Genomic DNA, 19820 nt, shown 5'->3' with positions numbered 1-19820 from the left:
TATGGATAGGGCGCATTTAGTCGCACTGCGGCGAGATCTGCATCAGCATCCCGAACTGGGTTATCACGAGCACCGTACCAGCGGCCTGGTGGCTGACTTTCTCACTGCGTTGGGATTGGAAGTCCATCGCGGTATCGGGAAAACCGGCGTGGTGGGGGTGCTGAAACGCGGCACCAGCACGCGGGCAATCGGTCTGCGTGCTGACATGGATGCGCTGCCGATGGAAGATAACGGAAGCCAGCCGTGGAAAAGCCAGCAGCCCGGCAGATGCCATGCCTGTGGCCATGACGGACATACCGTGATGCTGCTGGGGGCCGCCGAACAGCTGGCTGCCGACCCGGATTTTGACGGGACGGTGAATTTTATCTTCCAGCCTGCGGAAGAGGGGCTGGCCGGGGCGCAGGCGATGATCGACGACGGCCTGTTTACCCGCTTCCCCTGTGATGCAGTTTACGCCATTCACAACTGGCCACAGCTCCCGCTGGGCACCGTGCAGACGCGGCCGGGGCCGATTATGGCGGCGGGCGATGCGTTCAGCATCACGGTCGAAGGTGGCGGCGGCCATGCCGCACAGCCACAGCTGACGCCGGATACCCTGCTGGCGACCAGTGAGCTGGTGGTGGCGCTGCACACTATCATCAGCCGCGATCTTGACCCCTGCGATCCGGCGGTGTTGACGGTGACGCGTATTAACGGCGGCTTCTCACACAATATGATCCCGGCACAGGCAACCCTGACCGGTACTGTACGCACCTTCGACAGCGCGGTGCAGGACCGCATTGAACAGCGAATGCGTGAACTGGCGCAGCATGTGACGGCAGCGCACGGGCTGACGGCCAGCGTAACCTATGACCGTTACTATCCGGCCACCCTCAATAGCGAATATGAAGCCGGTGTTGCACTGAATGCCGCACGCCGTGCCGGGCTTGAGCACGGCACCGCACCGAAACCGGCGATGACCTCGGAAGATTTCTCCTTCATGTTGCAGGCAAAACCGGGCGCTTATGTCTGGCTGGGCTCTGCGGAAAGCCGCCCGCTGCATCACTCTGAATACGACTTTAACGATGCGCTGATCCCGTACGGCATCCGCTGGTTTTGTGCGGTGGTGCAGGAAACGCTGGCGGTAAAAATTTAATCCAACGTTTAGGACGAATTACGAAAGTTAATGCTGCCGCCGCCCGTTGAACGGCAGCTTTCCCTTACGGCTTATTGCGATACTTGACCCATGCCCGCTGAGGGCAACTATTCATCTTCACGTCAATGAGGCAAATAAATGCACAATTTACTGGCTGAACAGCAGACATTCTCTGATAACGCCCTGTTTCTGGACGCTCGTGCAGAAAATGTTCCCCGTGGCGTAGTGACCGCACACCCGATCGTTATTGCCAAAGGCAAAGGTTCTGAAGTCTGGGATGTGGAAGGGAATCGTTATTTAGATTTTGTCGGCGGGATTGGCGTATTAAACGTTGGCCACAGTCATCCGGCGGTGATCAATGCCGTTACCGAGCAGCTGCAGCTGGTGACCCACGCCTGTTTCCAGGTGGCGGCCTACCCGGGCTATATCGAGCTGGCAAAACGCCTGAATAAGCTGGTTGGCGCGGGCGAAGAATTTAAAAGTGTCTTTTTCACCAGCGGCGCGGAAGCCGTAGAAAATGCGGTGAAAATTGCGCGTGCACATACTAACCGTTCCGGCATTATTGCTTTCGATGGTGCGTTCCACGGACGTACCTTATTAGGTGTGACCTTAACCGGCATGAGCCAGCCTTATAAGCAGAACTTCGGCCCGTTCCCGGGGGATATTTACCGTGTGCCCTTCCCGAATGCGTTCCACGATATTTCTGAAGAAGATTGCTTAAAAGCGCTGGATACCCTGTTTGCGGTGCAGATCCTGCCTGAGCGTGTGGCGGCGATCATTATCGAGCCGGTGCAGGGCGATGGTGGCTTCCTGACGGCGTCTCCGGCGTTTATGCAGGCACTGCGCGACATCACTGAACGTCACGGCATTCTGCTGATCTGCGATGAAGTGCAGACCGGCTTTGGCCGTACCGGCAAGATGTTTGGCTTCCAGCACACCGGCATTGTGCCGGACCTGGTCACCGTGGCGAAAAGCCTCGGCGGCGGCCTGCCGATATCTGGCGTGGTGGGTAAAGCGGCCATTATGGATGCACCAACCCCGGGCGGGCTGGGCGGCACCTATGGCGGTAACGCGCTGGGCTGCGCGGCTGCGCTGGCGGTGCTCGATCTGTTTGAGCAGGGTAATCTGCTGGAGCGTTCTAACCAGCTCGGTGTGCAGTTGAATGCACGTCTGCAACAGCTGGCCGACAAATACGCCTGTATTGGTGAAGTGCGCGGCATTGGTTTTATGCAGGCGGTGGAGATTATCGACTTCGAAACCCAACAGCCGGATGCGGCATTGACGCAGAAAATCCTCGATTGCGCCTGCCAGGAAGGATTGTTACTGATTAAATGTGGTCTGCATCGCAATACCGTGCGTTTCCTGGCACCGCTGGTCACCAGTGATTCCCAGCTGGAAGAGGCGCTGCATATTTTTGATATCGCACTGGCGCGTGCAACGGGGCGTTTAGGCTAATCATAAAGATGCTTCCTCATTGATATTATTGCAGTTATTGATGATAACGCTCGAAGGGTATAGCGCGGTAAAACACTGGCGTAAGTTGTTGAAAGCGTGTTATACCATTTGAGTGATGTAAAACAATGAAGGGGTTCTATGAACGGCTTAATGAAACTGGACCGTATCGATATTAATATTCTGGTGCAGCTACAGAAAGATGGCCGTATCAGCAATGTGAACCTTGCCGATGCCGTTGGGCTTTCGCCCAGCCCCTGCCTGCAACGCGTAAAGCGCCTTGAAACCGCGGGTTTTATTACCGGTTATGAGGCCCACATCAATCTGACGAAAATCACCGACTCGGTCACTGTTTTCACTGAAGTGACGCTTTCCGGCCATCGCCGCGAAGATTTTATGAAGTTTGAGAACGCCATCCGCGAGGTGGATGAACTGATGGAATGCCACCTGATTACCGGTGGTTATGACTATCTGCTGCGCTTTATTACCCGCAGTATTGAGCATTATCAGGAAGTGATTGAGGGACTGCTGGATGCCAAAGTGGGCATCGACAAATACTTCAGTTATATCGTGATTAAATCGCCGATTATGAAAAGCAGTGTGCCTCTGCGCTCGCTGATTACGCGCCATACCCAGGTTGAGTTTTAACCGCGGGGCGGGCATGCCCGCCCCCTACAGCGACTTACTCCCATAGGGGCATCGCATGCCCATCCGCCTTAAGCGACTCACTCCCACAGGGGCGAGCATGTCCGTCTCCTACAGCGACTGACACCCACAGTGACATCGCATGCCCGCCTCCTACAGCGACTTACTCCCGTAGGGGCGTGGCATGCCGCGCCCGGGATGGCTGAACTCCCCCGGCAGAATATTTCCCCACTTCCCACCAATTCCCCACAAAACGCCGTCTTACCCGCTATGAACCAAAAAACTCCTGCCGCTAAAGGCCTTACACTCTTTTTATCCGCTAAAAAAAGAGTCAGGAATCCTTATGCTGAAGCCGCTTGTGCCCGCCATTGCCGAATGGCAGCGCGATGACTATCTGTTAAGCAGTGACCCGCAAAAACTCGATATTGACTGGGTTCATCGTCAGATCGCCGAAAAGAGTTACTGGGCGCAGGGGCAGACGCGGGAGATGACCGAACGCTCTCTCGCGGCTTCCCTGACATTCGGTATTTATCATCATCAGCAGCAGGTGGGCTTTGGGAGGCTGATCACCGACTACAGCCGCTTTGCTTACCTCAGTGATGTGATGATTGATGATGCGCATCGCGGCAAAGGCCTCGGCGGCTGGTTTGCCGCGACCATCCTGACCCACCCGGAATTACACACGATAAAACGCTGGATGCTGGCCACCGACGATGCCCACGAGGTCTATCGCCGTGCAGGATGGCAGCCGGTAGAAAAGCCACAACGATTGATGGAATTTGTTCCCACCCCACCAGAGGAAAACACCCCATGAGTTACCGCGTTGGCGTCGATATTGGCGGATCGTTTACGGATTTTGCGCTGCTGGACGAGCGTGATAATAGCATCCGTACCCTGAAAGTGCTGTCCCGCCCTGACAGTCCGGGCAGCGAAATCACGACCGGGCTGGCGGCGTTTACGCAGCGCGACGGCATTGATCCGACAGAGATTACCTATTTTACTCACGGCACCACCGTTGGCGTGAACGCGGTGATCCAGCGTAAAGGGGTCAGGCTGGCGCTGTTTGCCACGGAGGGGTTCTGCGATGTTCTGGAACTGGCCCGGCTTAAAATTCCCCATATTCACGATCTGTTCTCGCGCCGGCCGACGCCGTTAATCTCCCGTGACCGGGTCTTTGCGATTACCGAACGTACTGACCGTGATGGCAAAGTGCTACAGCCTGTCGACCGCCAGAGCGTGGTCAATGCGGTTGACGCTGCCCGCGCCGCAGGCTGTGAGGGTATCGTGGTTTCGCTGCTGCACAGCTATCGCAACGGCAGCAATGAAGCATTGGTGCGTGAGATGGTTGCCGAACTGGCTCCCGAACTGCTGACTTCCTGTTCGGCAGAGATCTGGCCGATTATCCGCGAATATGAACGCACCATTACTGCCGTGATTAATGCCTATGTGCAGCCGAAAGTGATCCACTATCTGGACTCTTTCGAGCGGGCGTTAAAGGAGATGGGGGTACCGGTGCCGCCGCGTATTACCAAATCCAACGGTGGGGTAATGGGGCTGGCGCAGGCCAAAGCCGAATGCGTACAGATGGTGCTGTCCGGCACTGCCTCCGGGGTGATGGGGGCCAGCTATATTGCGGAAAGCTGCGGCTTCGACCGACTGTTGAGCCTGGATATCGGCGGTACCAGCGCCGATGTGGCGGTGATTATCAATGGCCGCCCGGAATACGGCAGCGGTGAAATTATCGGGGACTTCCCCATTTATATTCCCTCTGTTTCTGTCACCTCGGTCGGTCAGGGCGGGGGGTCTATCGCCTGGATTGACAGCCTCGGCGTGTTGCAGGTTGGCCCGGACAGTGCCGGTTCCCTGCCTGGCCCGGTGTGCTTCCGTCGTGGCGGCACTGAAGCCACCGCCACGGATGCCTTTGCTGCCTGTGGCCTGATTGGTCACGGCGATCTGGGTTATAACGCGGTGCAGGTGGATGTGGCCGGGGCGCGTGCAGCGGTCGGTAAACTGGCAGAACCGCTGGGGATTAGCATTGAAGAGACGGCAGAAAATATTATCGCGCTGGCCATCTCCAGTATGTACAGCGACACCAGCGGACTGATCTCACGCTTTGGCCTCGACCCGCGCGAGTTCTATTTCCTCGCCTTCGGCGGTGCCGGGCCGATGATGGGCTGCTTCCTGGCGCGTGAGCTGAAACTAAAAGGGGTGGTGGTACCGCCGACGCCGGGCGTATTGTCTGCGCTCGGTGGGCTGGTCGCCGACATCAAGAACGACTTTATCCGCACGCTGTACTGCGATCTGACGGTGGCGGTCAGCGACCGCCTGCAACAGCATGCGCAGCAGTTGCGCACCGAAGCCGAAGGCTGGCTGGCGCGTGAATATGGTGCAGATTTGCCATACGAACTCAGCTTCTCGGCCGATATGCGTTATCGCGGCCAGTCTTTTGAGATCGATGTGGTGCTGCAACCGTCATGGTTGCTGGAGGGCGATCTGGCGGCAATCCGCAGTGCCTTCGATGCGTATCACACCCGGTTGTTTGGTCATCATGATGCAGAGGCCGCCGTGCAACTGATCAACCTGCGGCTGGTGCTGTCATCGCCCACCCCGAAACCGCGCCTGACAACGCTGGCGGCGGCTGAGGGGCCGGTGCCGGTTGTGCGCCAGGTTGAAGCCTGGATTGACGGACGCTGGTGGCAGGTGGATGTGGTGTCACGCGGTGCGCTGTTCGCCGGGCACCAGCTCACCGGCCCGGTGATCATTGCACAGGATGACTGCACCACCTGTGTTCCCCCGCAAATGCAGGTCGATGTTGACCTCTATGGCAACCTGATTATTACCCCGCAAACCGGAGCACATCATGGCAATTGATGGTCGTAACCTGCAAATTCTCGCCAACTACTGCGCGGCGGCGGCCGATGCGATGGCGTTTACCCTGATGCGCACCGCGCACTCGACGTTTGTTAAAGAGACGGAAGATTTCTCCTGTCAGATTGTCAGCCGTGACGGCCTGGCATTTGCCTCGCCGCGCAGCTTTGGCGCCCCCTGGTACAGCGGTATTGATTATGGCCCGGTGCTGGAGCTGATTGATGGCTACCAGGAAGGGGATATCTGCATCACCAATGATTCCTACGCGGGCAATGTCGCCACGCATTCTCCTGATATTCATATCTGGAAACCGGTATTCCACGAAGGAGAAATTACCTGTTTTGTGGTGGGGCATATTCACAACACTGATGTGGGCGGTGCGGTACCGGCTTCCCTGTCACGTTCGCTGACGGAAATCGTGCAGGAAGGCATCCGCATCCCACCGCTGAAAATCATCAGCGGTGGCGTGCTGAACCATGAAGTGGCACGCATTATGCGGCTTAACGTGCGTGCGCCGGATCAGAACTGGGGCGACTTTAATGCCCAGATCGCGTCCGTGAATATTGGTGAACGTAAGGTACAGGAGATTATCGCCCGCTTTGGTATTGATGATTTCCTCAGCGGGATTGACGGTATTCTTGATTATGCCGAACAACAGGCACGCGGCATTATCAGCACCATTCCGGACGGTGACTACTTCTATGCCGATTACGCGGATGAAGATGGCGAAGGCGGCTATCCGTGCCGCATTGCCGTGACACTGCGTGTTAAAGGCGACAGCCTGGAGCTGGATTATACCGGCAGCGATCCGCAATTGATGTCATCGCTGAATATGCCAACCGGCGGGCGCGAACGTCACCCGCTGGCTCTGGTTGGCGTGACCTATGTCCTCTCGACGCTGGATCGTTCGCTACTGCTCAATGCCGGTACGCTGCGGCCAACGCGGGCAATCCTGCCGCCGGGCACTATCATGAACTGTGAAGCCCCGGCCGCTGTCGGCATGCGCTCTCTGACCTGCGCCATGTCTCAGATTGCCACCGTCGGTGCTTTCTCGCTGGCGATGCCGGAGCGCCTGCCGGCGAACTCACCGGGCGGTAACTCGATTATCAATATTCGTACCGTGGATGGGCTGAATCGCAGTGTGGTGGCCTCGCTCGGCCCGGTCGGCGGCGGTGCGGGCGGTACACCGAAACATGATGGCCCGGACGGTTCCGGTGGTCTGTCAGCCTTCCTGAAAAACACACCGATTGAGATCAATGAAGCCGAGGTCCCGGTGCGTTTTCTGCGTTATGGTCTGGCGGCGGACAGCGCAGGTGCCGGAGAGTATCGCGGTGGGCTGGCGACGGAAATGGCCTTTGAGGTATTTGCACCTAATACCACTATTACGGCGCGTAACCGTAACCGTTCCGTCTTCTCTTCTGCGGGGGCGGCCGGTGGGCGGGCCGGAAGTACCTCATGGTTCCGTACTGAACATGCGGATGGCCGGGTGACGGAACACGGAAATACCGATGTGATCCACTGTGGTCCTGGCGATGTGGTGGCCATCAAAGGCCCGGGCGCGGGAGGCTACGGACTGGCGAAACACCGCCGGGTGCAGGCTGTTCTGCAGGATGTGCAGTGTGGTTTCCTGACGGAGCAGGCGGCGCGTGAGCAGTACGGTGTGGCGTTGCAGTGCGGTGAGATCGACGAGATCGGTACAGCCCGTCTGCGTGCCGCTATGCCGGAGGGGAACGGCGAACACTTTGATGTGGGCGAAGCCCGGCGCACCTTTGAAGCGGTCTGGACCCCGGAACGTTATCAACTGCTGACCGCATTTCTGGCGCAGCAACCGGTCGTGTGGCGTCACTTCCTTAAGCACCAGGTTTTTGCGGCGGTGAAAGCGGGTGAGGGCAATGAGCTGACGCTGGATGAACAGATGTCGCAGTTGTTTGCGGAGCTTAAGCTGCGGTTCCCGGCGCTGGGCGCGGTGTAATGATTTCCCCCCACAAATTCTGCGAGACGTCCCGAATAACGGGATTTGTGTGGGGATTGTTTTGTATTTTAAATATTTTTAATTTTTTCCTGCAGTCATAGTATCCGGGATGATGATTTCGCTGGCCAATATCGTCCCGGAACCTTCTGGTCCGGGATAATATTACTTCACCAGCGCCAGCGAGAACCCATCCCAGCCTTTGGCACCCACGGTCTGAATGGCGGTGGCATCCAGACGCGGGTCGCTGCCCATTTGCGAAAGAAAATCACGCACCCCCTGGATGTTCCAGTCGCTGGTATCCCCATCGGCAACCCGTCCGTTACGCACGACGTTATCACCAATAATCAGGGTGCCTGAACGTGAGTACTGTATTGCCCACTCCAGATAGGCCGGATTATTGCGTTTGTCGGCATCAATAAAGATCATATCAAAAGGCGCTGCGTCAGCCAGTGTGGGCAGGGTATCCAGTGCGGCACCCACGCGGATCGTGACCTTGCTCTCCAGCCCGGCACGTCGAATATTCTGCGCGGCAATCTCTGCGTGATGCGCTTCATACTCCAGGGTAATCACTTTTCCGTCTTCCGGCAGCGCCCGCGCCAGCCACAGTGTGCTGTAGCCGCCCAGCGTTCCGATTTCCAGAATGCGTTTTGCGCCGACCATTTTCGCCAACAGATTAAGCAGTTTTCCCTGATTCGGGGCCACATCAATGGCAGGTAACCCGGCGGCCTGGTTGTTTTCCAGCGCGGCCAGCAGTGCCGCATCCTGTGGCACCAGTTGTTCCACCAGATATTGGTCGACCTGTGTCCAGCGTGGCTGATTCATGGGATTTCCTTTCACATAATTGACGGGATCATTGTCGCTGGGGCAGCCTGGAAGGTGTCGGCCTGAAGGGAACGGGGCGACTTTTTCTGGCCGCCCCGTGCAGGGATTACTCTTCGTCAGCAAAATACCAGTAGCCGCTGTTGACCAGCGCGGCCAGCTGGGCGAGGAAGGACGGGTCGTCCAGCGCATCGCCGAACTGATCCTGCCCCAGCGTTAAATCGTTCGCCAGTGCGGTCAGGGCTGCACGGTGCGGCGATTCCACCTGCTCACCGTTAATAAATACGGCCTGACCAATCGAGACCACGCGCAGGCCGCCAAGGCGTGACAGCCTGTCACCCTGTTGCAGCGCATCGTAGATCTCATCCGGTTGATAAGGCGGTTCCGGCGGGGCGACATCCAGTTCGTGGCGCGACTGCGAAACAAACTCACCGAACCACTGGTTAAAGTGCTCAGGCTGGTTGATGACGTCCATCATCATGGCGCGAATACCATCGAGTTCGTCAGGCAGGATCTCTGCATTATGTTCGCGTGGCTGCACATCCGGATCGCTGAAGCGACGGCTGCCCAGCTCACGTGCCAGCACGTAATCAGCAAAGCCGCTGATCAGTTCACGTCCGCTTGGCGCACGGAAACCGACTGAATAGTTAATCGCGTTTTCCAGTGAGTAGCCTTCGTGCGGGAATCCTGGCGGGATGTAGAGAATATCGCCCGGCTCCATCTCTTCATCGATAATCGCGTCAAAGGGTTCAACCTGGAGCAGGTCCGGGTGCGGACAGTGCTGTTTCAGCTCTGTTTTTTCACCCACACGCCAGCGACGACGGCCGGTTCCCTGAATGATAAACACATCATACTGGTCGAAGTGAGGGCCAACGCCACCTCCCGGCACCGAGAAGGAGATCATTAGATCGTCAACGCGCCAGTCGGGGATCATCCGGAAGGGATGCATCAGGGCGGCAGAAGGTTCATGCCAGTGGTCAACGGCCTGTACCAGCAGTGACCAGTTATTTTCGCCAAGATGATCAAAGCTCTCAAACGGGCCATGGCTGACTTCCCATTTACCCTCCTGGTGACTCACCAGACGGCTGTCGACTTCATTCTCCATCGCCAGACCCGCCAGTTCGTCGGGTGAAATAGGGTCTACGAAGTTTTTGAAACCGCGCTTGAGGACTACCGGGCGTTTCTGCCAGTAGCGCTGAATAAAATCGGGCCAGTTGAGATCGAGCTGATAATCCATGATGGTTTCCTGAAACGCGTAAGTGGAAAGATTATAACAGCGCACGGCCACTGTGTAATGTCATGGCCGGGGGGAAAATTACTCGTGCTTGTGCAGCATTTCCTGGCGCTGGAATTCGACTTCCATACGTGCGCCGCCAAGCTCGCTGGTGCTGGCACGAATATCCCCCGCGTACTGTTCGAGGATATCGCGTGCCAGTGACAGGCCTAGCCCCTGGCCGGGGCGCAGTGTATCGGCACGCTGACCGCGAATAAACACCAGGTCACGCTTGTTCTCCGGAATGCCAGGACCGTCATCCTCAACGATAAGCAGCAGTGTTTTTTCCGTCTGTTGCACGCTGACCTCAACGAACTCCAGGCAGTATTTGCAGGCGTTATCCAGTACGTTGCCCATCACTTCCATAAAATCGTTCTGCTCACCGACGAAAATCACCTCCGGTGAAATATCCAGCGTCAGAACAACGCCTTTTCGCTGATAGACTTTATTCAGTGCCGAGCACAGCCCGTCGAGCAGGGCCGGCACCGAATGCACATCGCGCTTCAGTGCATGGTGATCGGCCTGCATGCTGGCGCGATGCAGGTAATAGCCAATCTGCTGGGAGATACGGCTGATCTGCTCCAGCATGATCGGTTCGGCCTGTTCGATGGAGAGATTGCGTTCACCGCGCAGCGAACGCAGCGTAGTTTGCAGCACCGCCAGCGGGGTTTTCAGGCTGTGCGTCAGATCGCTCAGCGTTGTGCGGTAACGGGTGTAGCGCTGGCGTTCGTTATCCAGCAGCAGGTTCAGATTTCGCACCAGCCCTTTTAGCTCCTGGGGCGGGGCGGGATCAAGCGTGTCGCGATTGCCACCTTCCAGCTCACGGACCTGGGCCGCCAGTGCGCCAATCGGACGCAGACTCCAGTGGGCTGCCAGCCACAGCAACGGGATAATCAGCAGCAGATTGGCCAGCAAGACATAGCTGAACCACGACCACACCACGTCAGAGTGTTGTAGCTCTTGCGGAATGGAGTCGACCACTACAATGGTCAGCGCCGGCAGGTTGGGCGTGGCATCATAACGGTTCACCGCCACCGAGTGGGTGAAGGTATCGTTGCCATCATCGTCATAGGCGCTGAGTTTACTTTGTGCATCCCGATCGTTGCCCAGCACTTCGCGGCTGGTGTGATTATTGGTGTCGATCTCATAAAAATCCGACTTATTCAGCCATTCGCGGCGGATCTTGCTGCGAATATCGGGGACGTCGCGCTGTTGCCACAGCAGTTTGCCGTTATTGTCGTAAATAAACACCAGCGCAGGAAAATTGAGCGTCATGCGCTCAGGCTGCACGATAGTCAGCTTATTGTCCTGCCACTGGGAGAGAGTGAAAAACAGATTACTTTCGCTGCGCAGCACGCGGTAGGTGTTTTTATCGAAGCTCACCACATAACCGATGACCGCCACCATGCCGTAGGAGAGCGACATGGTTAACACGACCGCTGCGGTAGCGAGTAAGAAACGGACCCGCAGCGAAAGCGGTTTTTTGCGGCGCCAGTTAAACATGCTCAGAGATCGAAGCGGTAGCCCTGACCGCGCACCGTAGTGATGACGTCCTGAGCGTGCTCTGCCAGGATTTTTTTGCGTAAGCGGCCCATCAGCACATCAATCGTGTGACTCTCGCGCAGTTCGGCATCGGGGTAGAGTTGCAGCATCAGCGAGTCTTTGCTGACCACTTTGCCTGCATTGCGTATCAGCGTTTCAATAATGGTGTACTCGAAGGCGGTCAGTTTGATCTGCTGCTCATTGATCGTCAGCTCACGGCGTGAGAGATCCACCTGAAAAGGGTGCAGGGTGATAATTTGCGAGGCTAACCCGCTGTTGCGGCGCATCAACGCCTGCATCCGGGCCACGACCTCTTCAATATGAAAGGGCTTGGTCACGTAATCATCGGCACCGGCTTCCAGTGCTTCAACTTTAGCCTGCCAGCCGTCACGCGCGGTGAGGACCAGAATCGGCTGACGGACTTCCTGGCTGCGCCAGCGGCGGATCAGCGCCATGCCGTCTTCATCCGGCAGCCCGAGATCGACCAGGGTAATATCCGGTGTGTGTTCATTGAGGAAATAGTCGGCTTCTTTCGCGTCTTCGGCGGCATCAACCTGGTGGCCCATCTCACGCAACTGCACCGCCAGATGATGACGCAGCAGCGGATTATCTTCCACAACTAACACTCGCATAACCGAATCCTTAATAAGATCAAATAACCAGAATTAACAACATAGCCCCAGGAGACCTGAAGGTGCAATAGCCCGAACGGTGGGTCGCTTTTTTTGGGGGCACAACAGGCGTTAAGTATAGGGGAGATCAGATAAACAAGAGGTTAACACGGGCCGACTGAGCCGGCCCGGTGGGGCGAGATTATTTCAGGTCGTCAACCATCTGGATGGCGCGGCCGATATAGTTGGCCGGGGTCATCTGCTTCAGGCGAGTTTTCTCGTCTTCCGGCAGATCCAGTCCGTCGATGAAGGTTTTCATGCCTTCAGCGTCAACACGTTTACCGCGCGTCAGTTCTTTCAACTTCTCGTAAGGTTTTTCGATGCCGTAACGGCGCATGACTGTCTGGATCGGTTCAGCCAGCACTTCCCAGTTGTGATCCAGCTCGTCCAGCAGACGCGCGCGGTTCACTTCCAGTTTGGAGATGCCTTTCAGCGTTGCCTGATAAGCGATCAGTGCATAACCCACGCCCACGCCGAGGTTACGCAGTACCGTGGAGTCGGTCAGGTCGCGCTGCCAGCGTGATACCGGCAGTTTGCTGGCCAGGTGCTGCATCATGGCGTTAGCCAGGCCCAGGTTGCCTTCGGAGTTTTCGAAGTCAATCGGGTTCACCTTGTGCGGCATGGTGGAAGAACCGATTTCACCCGCAATGGTTTTCTGCTTGAAGTGGTTCAGTGCGATGTAACCCCAGACATCACGATCGAAGTCGATCAGAATGGTGTTAAAGCGCGCCATGCAGTCAAACAGCTCGGCAATGTAGTCGTGCGGCTCGATCTGCGTGGTGTACGGATTCCATGTCACGCCCAATGACGTCACGAAGGTTTCACTGAATTCATGCCAGTCCACTTCCGGGTACGCCGCGATGTGGGCGTTGTAGTTGCCCACGGCACCGTTGATTTTACCCAGGATTTCAATGCGTTCTAACTGGCGCAACTGACGCTCAAAGCGATAGGCAACGTTCGCCATCTCTTTACCCAGCGTTGACGGCGTTGCAGGCTGGCCGTGGGTGCGCGACAGCAATGGGATATCACGGTACTGCACCGCCAGGTCCTTCACGGCGACGATGATTTTGTTCCAGTAAGGCACAATCACCTCACGGCGTGCGGTTTCCAGCATCAGCGCGTGTGACAGGTTATTGATATCTTCTGAAGTACAGGCGAAGTGAATAAATTCAGATACCGCGTGCAGGGCAGGGACGGATTCCACTTTCTCTTTCAGAAAGTATTCCACTGCTTTCACATCGTGATTGGTGGTGCGCTCAATGGTTTTGATGCGCGCAGCGTCTTCTTCGCTGAAACTGCTGACAATATCATCAAGGTAAGCGTTTGCGTCGGCATCAAATGCAGGAACTTCCTTGATCGCAGCGCAGGTTGCCAGTTTCTGTAACCAGCGAACTTCAACCTCAACGCGGAATTTCAGCAGGCCATATTCGCTGAAAATACCACGCAGTGGGCTGACTTTGTCGCCATAACGGCCATCTACAGGTGAGACGGCGGTCAGAGAGGATAATTCCATTGTTGCTGCTCCAGGATCGGTTAAAAAATCAGGTTGGGGTCCCGTTAAGGCGGGCCAGAATCGCTTTTGCCTCATTGACTAAGCGGTTACGGGAAAACATCAGCTGCAGACGGCCACCGCCGACCTGCTGCCACAACACCGCTGCACGGATACCCGCCAGCAATGTTGCACGAACTTTGCTCTGTACCTGACTATTCTGCAGGACAGCCGGTGAACCGGTGACCTGGATGCGCGGGCCGAGCGGGCTGATTACATCGACATAAATCCCTGCCATCGCGCTTAACAGGGTATCGGATTCCAGATCGTAGTGCGCCAGTTGGCGATCGAGCTGGGCAATACGGCTGGACAACTCATTCAGTGCCGTTTTGCTGGCGTTCAGTTTACGCTCCAGCACCATCATACTCAGCGTGTAACGCGTCAGTTCGGCGCCCAGACCCTGGCGGCTGTTGCTGTTCAGCACGGCCAGCAGGGTTTCCAGACCAAACTGCAGGTTTGCTTCGTCGTTACCGAACACCGCCAGTGTGGATGACGGGTTCAGGTCCAGCAGGCTCTTCAGCGATGTTTTTAACGCATCGGGCGGGCACTGTCCCTGGTGCGCCAGTTGCTGCACCAGGTTAGCGGACTGGCAGACGCCAGCCAGTGCCAGAGTAATATCATAGTAATTCTTCGCCACGGTAACTCCTGTATACGCCAGACTTCAGGCTGCTGGTACGTTGGCTGCTGTTCTGCGGCCCGACTGTTGATGTGTTAACCCGCTTATGCGTTAACCAGCGGCTGACGCTGCTCGATGATGCCGCCACCCAGGCAGACTTCATCGATATAGAAAACCGCCGACTGCCCAGGCGTCACGGCTGCCACCGGCTGGTCAAAACGTACTTCAATACGTTCAGCATCCAGCGGGGTGACAGTGCAGGGGATATCTTCCTGACGATAACGGGTTTTCACCATGCAGCGCAGCGGTGCGGTCAGCGTTTCGCGATCCACCCAGTGCAACTGCTGAGCAATCAGGCCCGTGGACATCAGACGCGGATGGTCATGGCCCTGAGCAACCACCAGCACATTGTTCGCCACGTCCTTATCGACTACGTACCATGGCTCTTCGTTACCGTCTTTGGTACCGCCGATGCCCAGCCCTTTGCGCTGGCCCAGCGTGTGGTACATCAGACCCTGATGCTGCCCCACGGTGTCGCCGTCAACGGAGACAATCGGCCCCGGCTGAGCGGGCAGATAACGACCCAGGAACTCGGTAAATTTGCGCTCACCGATAAAGCAGATGCCGGTAGAGTCTTTTTTCTTCGCGGTGATCAAATCAAGCTGTTCAGCAATACGGCGGACTTCCGGTTTCTCTAATTCGCCCACCGGGAACAGGCTTTGTGCAATCTGTTCATGACCGAGGGTGTAGAGGAAGTAGCTCTGATCTTTATTGCCATCCAGACCGCGCAGCAGGCGGCTTTTACCGTCCACATCCTGGCGACGCACGTAGTGACCGGTGGCGATGTAGTCGGCCCCCAGATCTTCGGCGGCAAATTCCAGGAAGGCTTTAAATTTGATCTCTTTATTGCAGAGAATATCAGGATTGGGCGTACGGCCCGCTTTGTATTCCGCCAGGAAGTGTTCAAACACGTTGTCCCAGTATTCGGCGGCAAAATTGACCGTATGCAGATAGATACCGAGCTTGTCACAGACTGCCTGCGCATCGGCTAAATCTTCCGCTGCGGTGCAATACTCCTCACCATCATCCTCCTCCCAGTTTTTCATAAACAGGCCTTCAACCTGATAACCCTGTTGCTGGAGCAACCAGGCGGAAACGGAGGAGTCAACGCCGCCGGACATCCCGACGATCACTTTTTTCTGGCTGTTAGAACTGTTCAACATTGCTTGTCCGACTTTAAGGAGCCGTTAAAGGCGACTCTGATAAAATTGCGCGGCATTCTATCACGCGTCGGCGACCTGCGCACTCTCGCTAAACGGCCACTGGAAGGCACTGAGGATCTCCAGCGGATAGCGCGGGCCGGTCTGATAAATGTGCAGGCTTTCTGCGACCAGTGGTGAGCGCAGTTTTTTTGACGTCATGATCTCCTGCGGCGGCAGCCACCAGCAGCGATCAATATCGCGGTCCTGTGGGTAGGTGTCGATCGCTTCAGGCAGATCCAGGGCGAACAGGAAACGCAGGAACGGGGTGTTATCCGGGGCAATCCACTGGTGCAGACGTAAAAAGGCCTGGGGAATCGCATCAATGCCGGTCTCTTCCGACAGTTCACGCACCGCCGCCTGAAGCAGCGTTTCATCCGCTTCCAGATGGCCCGCAGGCTGGTTCCATGTTGTGCGTCCACGCACACGTTCTTCTACTACCAGAAACTGTCCTTCAGCCTGTACCACCGTGGCTACGGTGACGTGCGGTTTAAACATAATGTCCTCCATTCGGTTAAGACGCGCAGCGTGCCACGCGTTAAAAAGTCAGATTTCGTTGCTGATATCACGCCATTCGCCCGGCGCCAGGCCCTGTAACTGTAACGCACCCATGGAGAAACGGATCAGCCGCAGGGTGGGAAAGCCAATATGCGCCGTCATTCGGCGTACCTGACGGTTACGCCCTTCAAACAGGGTGATTTTCAGCCAGCAGGTCGGAATCGCTTTGCGCTCACGAATCGGAGGTTGACGATCCCACAACCAGTCGGGGGCGGCCACTTTTTCTACCCCGGCGGGCAGGGTGGGGCCATCTTTCAGATTTACGCCAGTGCGTAACGGTTGCAGGTCACTCTCCTGCGGATCGCCCTCGACCTGTACAAAATAGATTTTTCCGGTGCGTTTACCGGGCTGGGTCAGCGTGGCCTGGAGTGCGCCGTCATTGGTCAGCACCATCAGCCCTTCGCTGTCACGGTCAAGGCGCCCGGCAGCATAAATACCCGGCTGGGGAACATAATCTTTTAGCGTGCGGCGCCCGGCTTCATCGCTGAACTGGGGCAACACATCAAAGGGCTTATTAAACAGCACCACGCAACGTGGGCCTTTAACGGCTGGTTTGGCGGCGCGGCGCGGGCCGGAACGCCCAGGGTGATGATTCGTCAAGGAAGATTTTCGCATGGTCTTTGCACTGAGTAACAATGAGTGCATTATACCGCAATCCCGAGATGATTGGCGCGGAGTCAATATTCAAGTAGTATTGACGCGCATCTTACAAGTCATTAACAAAAAAAAGCGCTCGAAGGAGAGGTTAATGGAAAGCAAAGTAGTTGTTCCGGCGGAAGGTCAGAAAATCACCCTGGATCAGGGAAAACTCAACGTACCTAACAATCCAATCATCCCGTTCATCGAAGGTGATGGCATTGGCGTTGACGTGTCTCCAGTGATGATCAAAGTTGTTGATGCCGCTGTGCAGAAAGCTTACAACGGTGAGCGTAAAATTTCCTGGATGGAAATTTACACCGGTGAGAAATCGGTAGAGCTTTACGGCCAGGATGTCTGGTTACCAGAAGAAACCCTCGACCTGATTAAAGAATATCGCGTTGCCATCAAAGGCCCACTGACCACCCCGGTCGGCGGCGGTATTCGTTCCCTGAACGTTGCCCTGCGTCAGCAGCTTGATCTGTACATCTGCCTGCGTCCTGTCCGTTACTACACCGGCACACCAAGCCCGGTGAAACGCCCGGAAGACACCGATATGGTGATTTTCCGTGAGAACTCCGAAGATATCTATGCGGGTATCGAGTGGAAAGCGGGTACGCCGGAAGCAGATAAAGTCATCAAGTTCCTGCGTGATGAAATGGGCGTGAAGAAAATTCGCTTCCCTGAGCAGTGCGGTATCGGCGTTAAGCCATGTTCAGAAGCGGGCACCCAGCGTCTGGTGCGTGCAGCCATCGAATACGCAATCACTAACGACCGTGATTCTGTAACGCTGGTTCACAAAGGCAACATCATGAAATTCACCGAAGGCGCTTTCAAAGACTGGGGTTACCAGTTGGCGAAAGAAGAATTCGGCGGTGAGCTGATCGATGGTGGTCCGTGGATGACGGTGAAGAACCCGAACACCGGCAAAGAGATCGTCATTAAAGACGTGATCGCCGATGCCTTCCTGCAGCAGATCCTGCTGCGTCCGGCTGAGTATGACGTAATTGCCTGTATGAACCTGAACGGTGACTACATCTCTGACGCCCTGGCGGCGCAGGTGGGCGGTATCGGTATTGCTCCGGGTGCTAACATCGGTGACGAATGTGCACTGTTTGAAGCCACCCACGGTACTGCACCTAAGTATGCTGGCCAGGATAAAGTAAACCCAGGTTCTATCATCCTGTCTGCAGAAATGATGCTGCGTCATATGGAATGGTTCGAAGCCGCTGACCTGATTGTTAAAGGCATGGAAGGCGCAATTGCTGCCAAAACCGTGACCTATGACTTCGAGCGTCAGATGGAAGGCGCTAAACTGCTGAAAGCTTCAGAGTTTGGCGACGCGATGATCAAACACATGTAATCAGCCCTGCTGATGCTGTGCTGACGGGAACTTTAGGGTTCCCGTTTTTATTTTCAGTTTCGAATTATTTAGCGTGATATTCTTCACGTTTTTGCTTCAGAGAGGCAGATAGCCACGCCAGGAAATCAAGTAGCGTTGGGGTGTAATAATGGGTGTCACCAGCCAATCCGTTCGTCAACGTGTTTAAAGCCGATGCCGCAGACTCATTATCGGTATAAGTTTCCCGAAACAGATCGATGCTATTAATCAAATCATCAATATGTTGCATGCCATGCCTGGAGATGGTTTTAAAGGCAGTATCAACAATTTCCGGATAAGTATCTCCGTATTCGTCAGAGTCCTGCCCGAAGAAAACCACGAAAAAATCGCTAATCCATTTATGATCATTCATCAGTTACCCCGGCACAGGATAAGCAGTAAGGATATAGTAGGGTTTACCATAGTAAGTCTCCTTGAATAACACGACGACAAGTTTATTTTTCATGTTATTTAGCGCGATCTTCTTGCCGCTTTTGCTTCAGAGAGGCAGATAACCACGCAAGAAAATCAAGCAGTGTCGGGGTATAATAATGGGTGTCACCGGCTAAATATCGCGTCAGCTTGTTCAGAGCGACAGCGGCAGATTCATTGTCCGGATAAGTCTGGCAGAAATCATCAATATTACGGATCAGATTATCCAGATAGTTTTCACCATCTTCAATATAGATTTTGAAAGCAGAATCGACAATGTCGGGATAATTTTCGCCATATTCATCACTGTCTTGCCCGAAGAAAACGATGAAAAAGTTACTAATGTTGGTGAAGTTTTTCATATTTAAATTACCGGGAAATCCGTAGTGATGTAATAAGGCTTGTTGTTGAATTGTTTTTTCTTCATAACAACCTCAATTTTGGTGGCTTTAACTGCTTTGCTTATTGCCTGTTCGGCAATCTCCAGAGAAATGAAAGAGCTGGCAGCGTTTATTTCTCTGCCCCAGATACGCTCAGTGAGCACTGACTCATCAGCCATGACGGCAGCCAACTGGACCGGGGTCATTGCAATACTAAAACCGTTTTCCATAACGTTTCCTTGTTATCACATCATCCAGAACTGAGGGTAAAGGAGTGGGTGCAACGGGTAAATATTATCCAGTGCACTCGCGTCTTTTTCGTAAAAACACTCAATTTTGTATAGCATCGGCAAGTGATGACTTAATCGTGGATATCTTATATGTGATCGCTTTACGAGGATGAATGATTGTCAGGACATGGCACGGCTACGTGCCTCTCAAACACGTGGAAGGATTTAGCGCTCACTTGCAGAGAAAGCTGGGGTAGAGCATGCAAAAGGGACGCCGGGTAACAAAGGCGCAGCTGTCCGCCGTGAAACGCAGGGGGACTGGGAGCATTTGACGTGGTGGGAGTGTCTGGATGCCGTGAAGGCATTTGCCGGAGACATTCAGGAAGGTAACACGGTGACAGT

Annotated in this window: 19 protein-coding genes and 1 pseudogene; 8 read left to right on the top strand and 12 right to left on the bottom strand. The window is 55.3% G+C overall.

The genetic code is table 11. The annotated features are described in order from the left end of the window. Position 1: 1 nt before the first annotated feature. The 6 genes from FY046_RS04600 to FY046_RS04575 all read left to right on the top strand — a co-directional run bounded on the left by FY046_RS04600 (position 2) and on the right by FY046_RS04575 (position 8072). Entirely contained in the window at positions 2-1135 is a 1134-nt protein-coding gene (locus FY046_RS04600; protein ID WP_133843275.1) for a M20 aminoacylase family protein, read from the top strand. Between the two features lie 138 nt (positions 1136-1273). Beyond that, positions 1274-2590: a 4-aminobutyrate--2-oxoglutarate transaminase gene (gene gabT, locus FY046_RS04595; protein ID WP_446185797.1), complete on the top strand. Its 1317-nt coding sequence runs from the start codon at positions 1274-1276 to the stop codon at positions 2588-2590. A 138-nt stretch (positions 2591-2728) separates the two neighbouring features. Then, entirely contained in the window at positions 2729-3235 is a 507-nt protein-coding gene (locus FY046_RS04590) for an Lrp/AsnC family transcriptional regulator (protein WP_105594848.1), read from the top strand. A gap of 340 nt (positions 3236-3575) precedes the next feature. Then, entirely contained in the window at positions 3576-4046 is a 471-nt protein-coding gene (locus tag FY046_RS04585) for a GNAT family N-acetyltransferase (protein WP_133843279.1), read from the top strand. Further along, positions 4043-6103: a hydantoinase/oxoprolinase family protein gene (locus tag FY046_RS04580; protein WP_446185796.1), complete on the top strand. Its 2061-nt coding sequence runs from the start codon at positions 4043-4045 to the stop codon at positions 6101-6103. Before FY046_RS04585 ends, FY046_RS04580 begins: the two co-directional genes overlap by 4 nt. Further along, complete coding sequence (locus FY046_RS04575; RefSeq protein ID WP_446185795.1) at positions 6093-8072, top strand: hydantoinase B/oxoprolinase family protein; 1980 nt, start codon at positions 6093-6095, stop codon at positions 8070-8072. The genes FY046_RS04580 and FY046_RS04575 overlap by 11 nt, the downstream gene beginning before the upstream one ends. Before the next feature lie 162 nt (positions 8073-8234). On the opposite strand, the gene FY046_RS04570 is transcribed toward FY046_RS04575, so the two are convergent. The 9 genes from FY046_RS04570 to rluE all read right to left on the bottom strand — a co-directional run bounded on the left by FY046_RS04570 (position 8235) and on the right by rluE (position 17004). Then, entirely contained in the window at positions 8235-8894 is a 660-nt protein-coding gene (locus FY046_RS04570; RefSeq protein WP_212814163.1) for an O-methyltransferase, read from the bottom strand. A 106-nt stretch (positions 8895-9000) separates the two neighbouring features. Then, on the bottom strand, positions 9001-10128 hold the full coding sequence (locus FY046_RS04565; RefSeq protein WP_159337285.1) for a ribosomal protein uL16 3-hydroxylase: 1128 nt from the start codon (positions 10126-10128) through the stop codon (positions 9001-9003). 78 nt (positions 10129-10206) lie between these two features. Further along, the gene (gene phoQ / locus FY046_RS04560) at positions 10207-11667 is read right to left on the bottom strand and encodes a two-component system sensor histidine kinase PhoQ (protein WP_133843289.1); all 1461 of its coding nucleotides are present in this window, start codon (positions 11665-11667) and stop codon (positions 10207-10209) included. A 2-nt stretch (positions 11668-11669) separates the two neighbouring features. After that, a complete protein-coding gene (phoP, locus tag FY046_RS04555; RefSeq protein WP_133843291.1) occupies positions 11670-12338 on the bottom strand; it encodes a two-component system response regulator PhoP in 669 nt (222 codons plus the stop codon). A gap of 181 nt (positions 12339-12519) precedes the next feature. Next, on the bottom strand, positions 12520-13890 hold the full coding sequence (gene purB / locus FY046_RS04550) for an adenylosuccinate lyase (protein WP_159337284.1): 1371 nt from the start codon (positions 13888-13890) through the stop codon (positions 12520-12522). 28 nt (positions 13891-13918) lie between these two features. Continuing rightward, entirely contained in the window at positions 13919-14563 is a 645-nt protein-coding gene (gene hflD / locus FY046_RS04545) for a high frequency lysogenization protein HflD (RefSeq protein WP_446185794.1), read from the bottom strand. A gap of 83 nt (positions 14564-14646) precedes the next feature. Continuing rightward, entirely contained in the window at positions 14647-15765 is a 1119-nt protein-coding gene (gene mnmA / locus FY046_RS04540; RefSeq protein WP_133843294.1) for a tRNA 2-thiouridine(34) synthase MnmA, read from the bottom strand. Positions 15766-15825: 60 nt separating this feature from the next. Then, complete coding sequence (locus FY046_RS04535; protein WP_133843295.1) at positions 15826-16299, bottom strand: NUDIX domain-containing protein; 474 nt, start codon at positions 16297-16299, stop codon at positions 15826-15828. A 48-nt stretch (positions 16300-16347) separates the two neighbouring features. Next, positions 16348-17004 carry a 23S rRNA pseudouridine(2457) synthase RluE gene (rluE, locus tag FY046_RS04530; protein WP_159337283.1) on the bottom strand — a complete coding sequence of 219 codons (657 nt, stop codon included), beginning with the start codon at positions 17002-17004 and terminating at the stop codon, positions 16348-16350. A 103-nt stretch (positions 17005-17107) separates the two neighbouring features. Between rluE and icd the strand changes: the two genes are divergently transcribed. Then, entirely contained in the window at positions 17108-18358 is a 1251-nt protein-coding gene (icd, locus tag FY046_RS04525; protein ID WP_339505903.1) for an NADP-dependent isocitrate dehydrogenase, read from the top strand. A gap of 64 nt (positions 18359-18422) precedes the next feature. On the opposite strand, the gene FY046_RS04520 is transcribed toward icd, so the two are convergent. The 3 genes from FY046_RS04520 to FY046_RS04510 form a co-directional block, all read right to left on the bottom strand. Further along, positions 18423-18749 (bottom strand): hypothetical protein, encoded by a 327-nt coding sequence (locus FY046_RS04520; RefSeq protein ID WP_133843298.1) that lies wholly within the window; start codon positions 18747-18749, stop codon positions 18423-18425. 94 nt (positions 18750-18843) lie between these two features. Next, entirely contained in the window at positions 18844-19170 is a 327-nt protein-coding gene (locus tag FY046_RS04515) for a contact-dependent growth inhibition system immunity protein (protein WP_133843300.1), read from the bottom strand. 2 nt (positions 19171-19172) lie between these two features. Beyond that, positions 19173-19418 (bottom strand): hypothetical protein, encoded by a 246-nt coding sequence (locus tag FY046_RS04510; protein WP_446185793.1) that lies wholly within the window; start codon positions 19416-19418, stop codon positions 19173-19175. 173 nt (positions 19419-19591) lie between these two features. Between FY046_RS04510 and FY046_RS04505 the strand changes: the two are divergent. After that, positions 19592-19794, top strand: a pseudogene (locus tag FY046_RS04505) (hypothetical protein); the annotation flags it as partial. Positions 19795-19820 lie beyond the last annotated feature (26 nt).

It is taken from the genome of Erwinia sp. 1181_3, from assembly GCF_052824965.1.
Note: the sequence above shows the minus strand (reverse complement) of the source record. Positions and strands in the feature narration are given on the sequence as shown.

What these genes read in the sequence shown, in the direction of transcription:
- icd (WP_339505903.1), top strand. Translation starts at nt 17,108, where the DNA reads ATGGAAAGCAAAGTAGTTGTTCCGGCGGAAGGTCAGAAAATCACCCTG.
- phoP (WP_133843291.1), bottom strand. Translation starts at nt 12,338, where the DNA reads ATGCGAGTGTTAGTTGTGGAAGATAATCCGCTGCTGCGTCATCATCTG.
- FY046_RS04570 (WP_212814163.1), bottom strand. Translation starts at nt 8,894, where the DNA reads ATGAATCAGCCACGCTGGACACAGGTCGACCAATATCTGGTGGAACAA.
- phoQ (WP_133843289.1), bottom strand. Translation starts at nt 11,667, where the DNA reads ATGTTTAACTGGCGCCGCAAAAAACCGCTTTCGCTGCGGGTCCGTTTC.
- FY046_RS04575 (WP_446185795.1), top strand. Translation starts at nt 6,093, where the DNA reads ATGGCAATTGATGGTCGTAACCTGCAAATTCTCGCCAACTACTGCGCG.
- gabT (WP_446185797.1), top strand. Translation starts at nt 1,274, where the DNA reads ATGCACAATTTACTGGCTGAACAGCAGACATTCTCTGATAACGCCCTG.
- FY046_RS04585 (WP_133843279.1), top strand. Translation starts at nt 3,576, where the DNA reads ATGCTGAAGCCGCTTGTGCCCGCCATTGCCGAATGGCAGCGCGATGAC.
- FY046_RS04515 (WP_133843300.1), bottom strand. Translation starts at nt 19,170, where the DNA reads ATGAAAAACTTCACCAACATTAGTAACTTTTTCATCGTTTTCTTCGGG.
- FY046_RS04510 (WP_446185793.1), bottom strand. Translation starts at nt 19,418, where the DNA reads ATGGAAAACGGTTTTAGTATTGCAATGACCCCGGTCCAGTTGGCTGCC.
- FY046_RS04520 (WP_133843298.1), bottom strand. Translation starts at nt 18,749, where the DNA reads ATGAATGATCATAAATGGATTAGCGATTTTTTCGTGGTTTTCTTCGGG.
- FY046_RS04600 (WP_133843275.1), top strand. Translation starts at nt 2, where the DNA reads ATGGATAGGGCGCATTTAGTCGCACTGCGGCGAGATCTGCATCAGCAT.
- rluE (WP_159337283.1), bottom strand. Translation starts at nt 17,004, where the DNA reads ATGCACTCATTGTTACTCAGTGCAAAGACCATGCGAAAATCTTCCTTG.
- FY046_RS04565 (WP_159337285.1), bottom strand. Translation starts at nt 10,128, where the DNA reads ATGGATTATCAGCTCGATCTCAACTGGCCCGATTTTATTCAGCGCTAC.
- FY046_RS04580 (WP_446185796.1), top strand. Translation starts at nt 4,043, where the DNA reads ATGAGTTACCGCGTTGGCGTCGATATTGGCGGATCGTTTACGGATTTT.
- FY046_RS04590 (WP_105594848.1), top strand. Translation starts at nt 2,729, where the DNA reads ATGAACGGCTTAATGAAACTGGACCGTATCGATATTAATATTCTGGTG.
- purB (WP_159337284.1), bottom strand. Translation starts at nt 13,890, where the DNA reads ATGGAATTATCCTCTCTGACCGCCGTCTCACCTGTAGATGGCCGTTAT.
- FY046_RS04535 (WP_133843295.1), bottom strand. Translation starts at nt 16,299, where the DNA reads ATGTTTAAACCGCACGTCACCGTAGCCACGGTGGTACAGGCTGAAGGA.
- mnmA (WP_133843294.1), bottom strand. Translation starts at nt 15,765, where the DNA reads ATGTTGAACAGTTCTAACAGCCAGAAAAAAGTGATCGTCGGGATGTCC.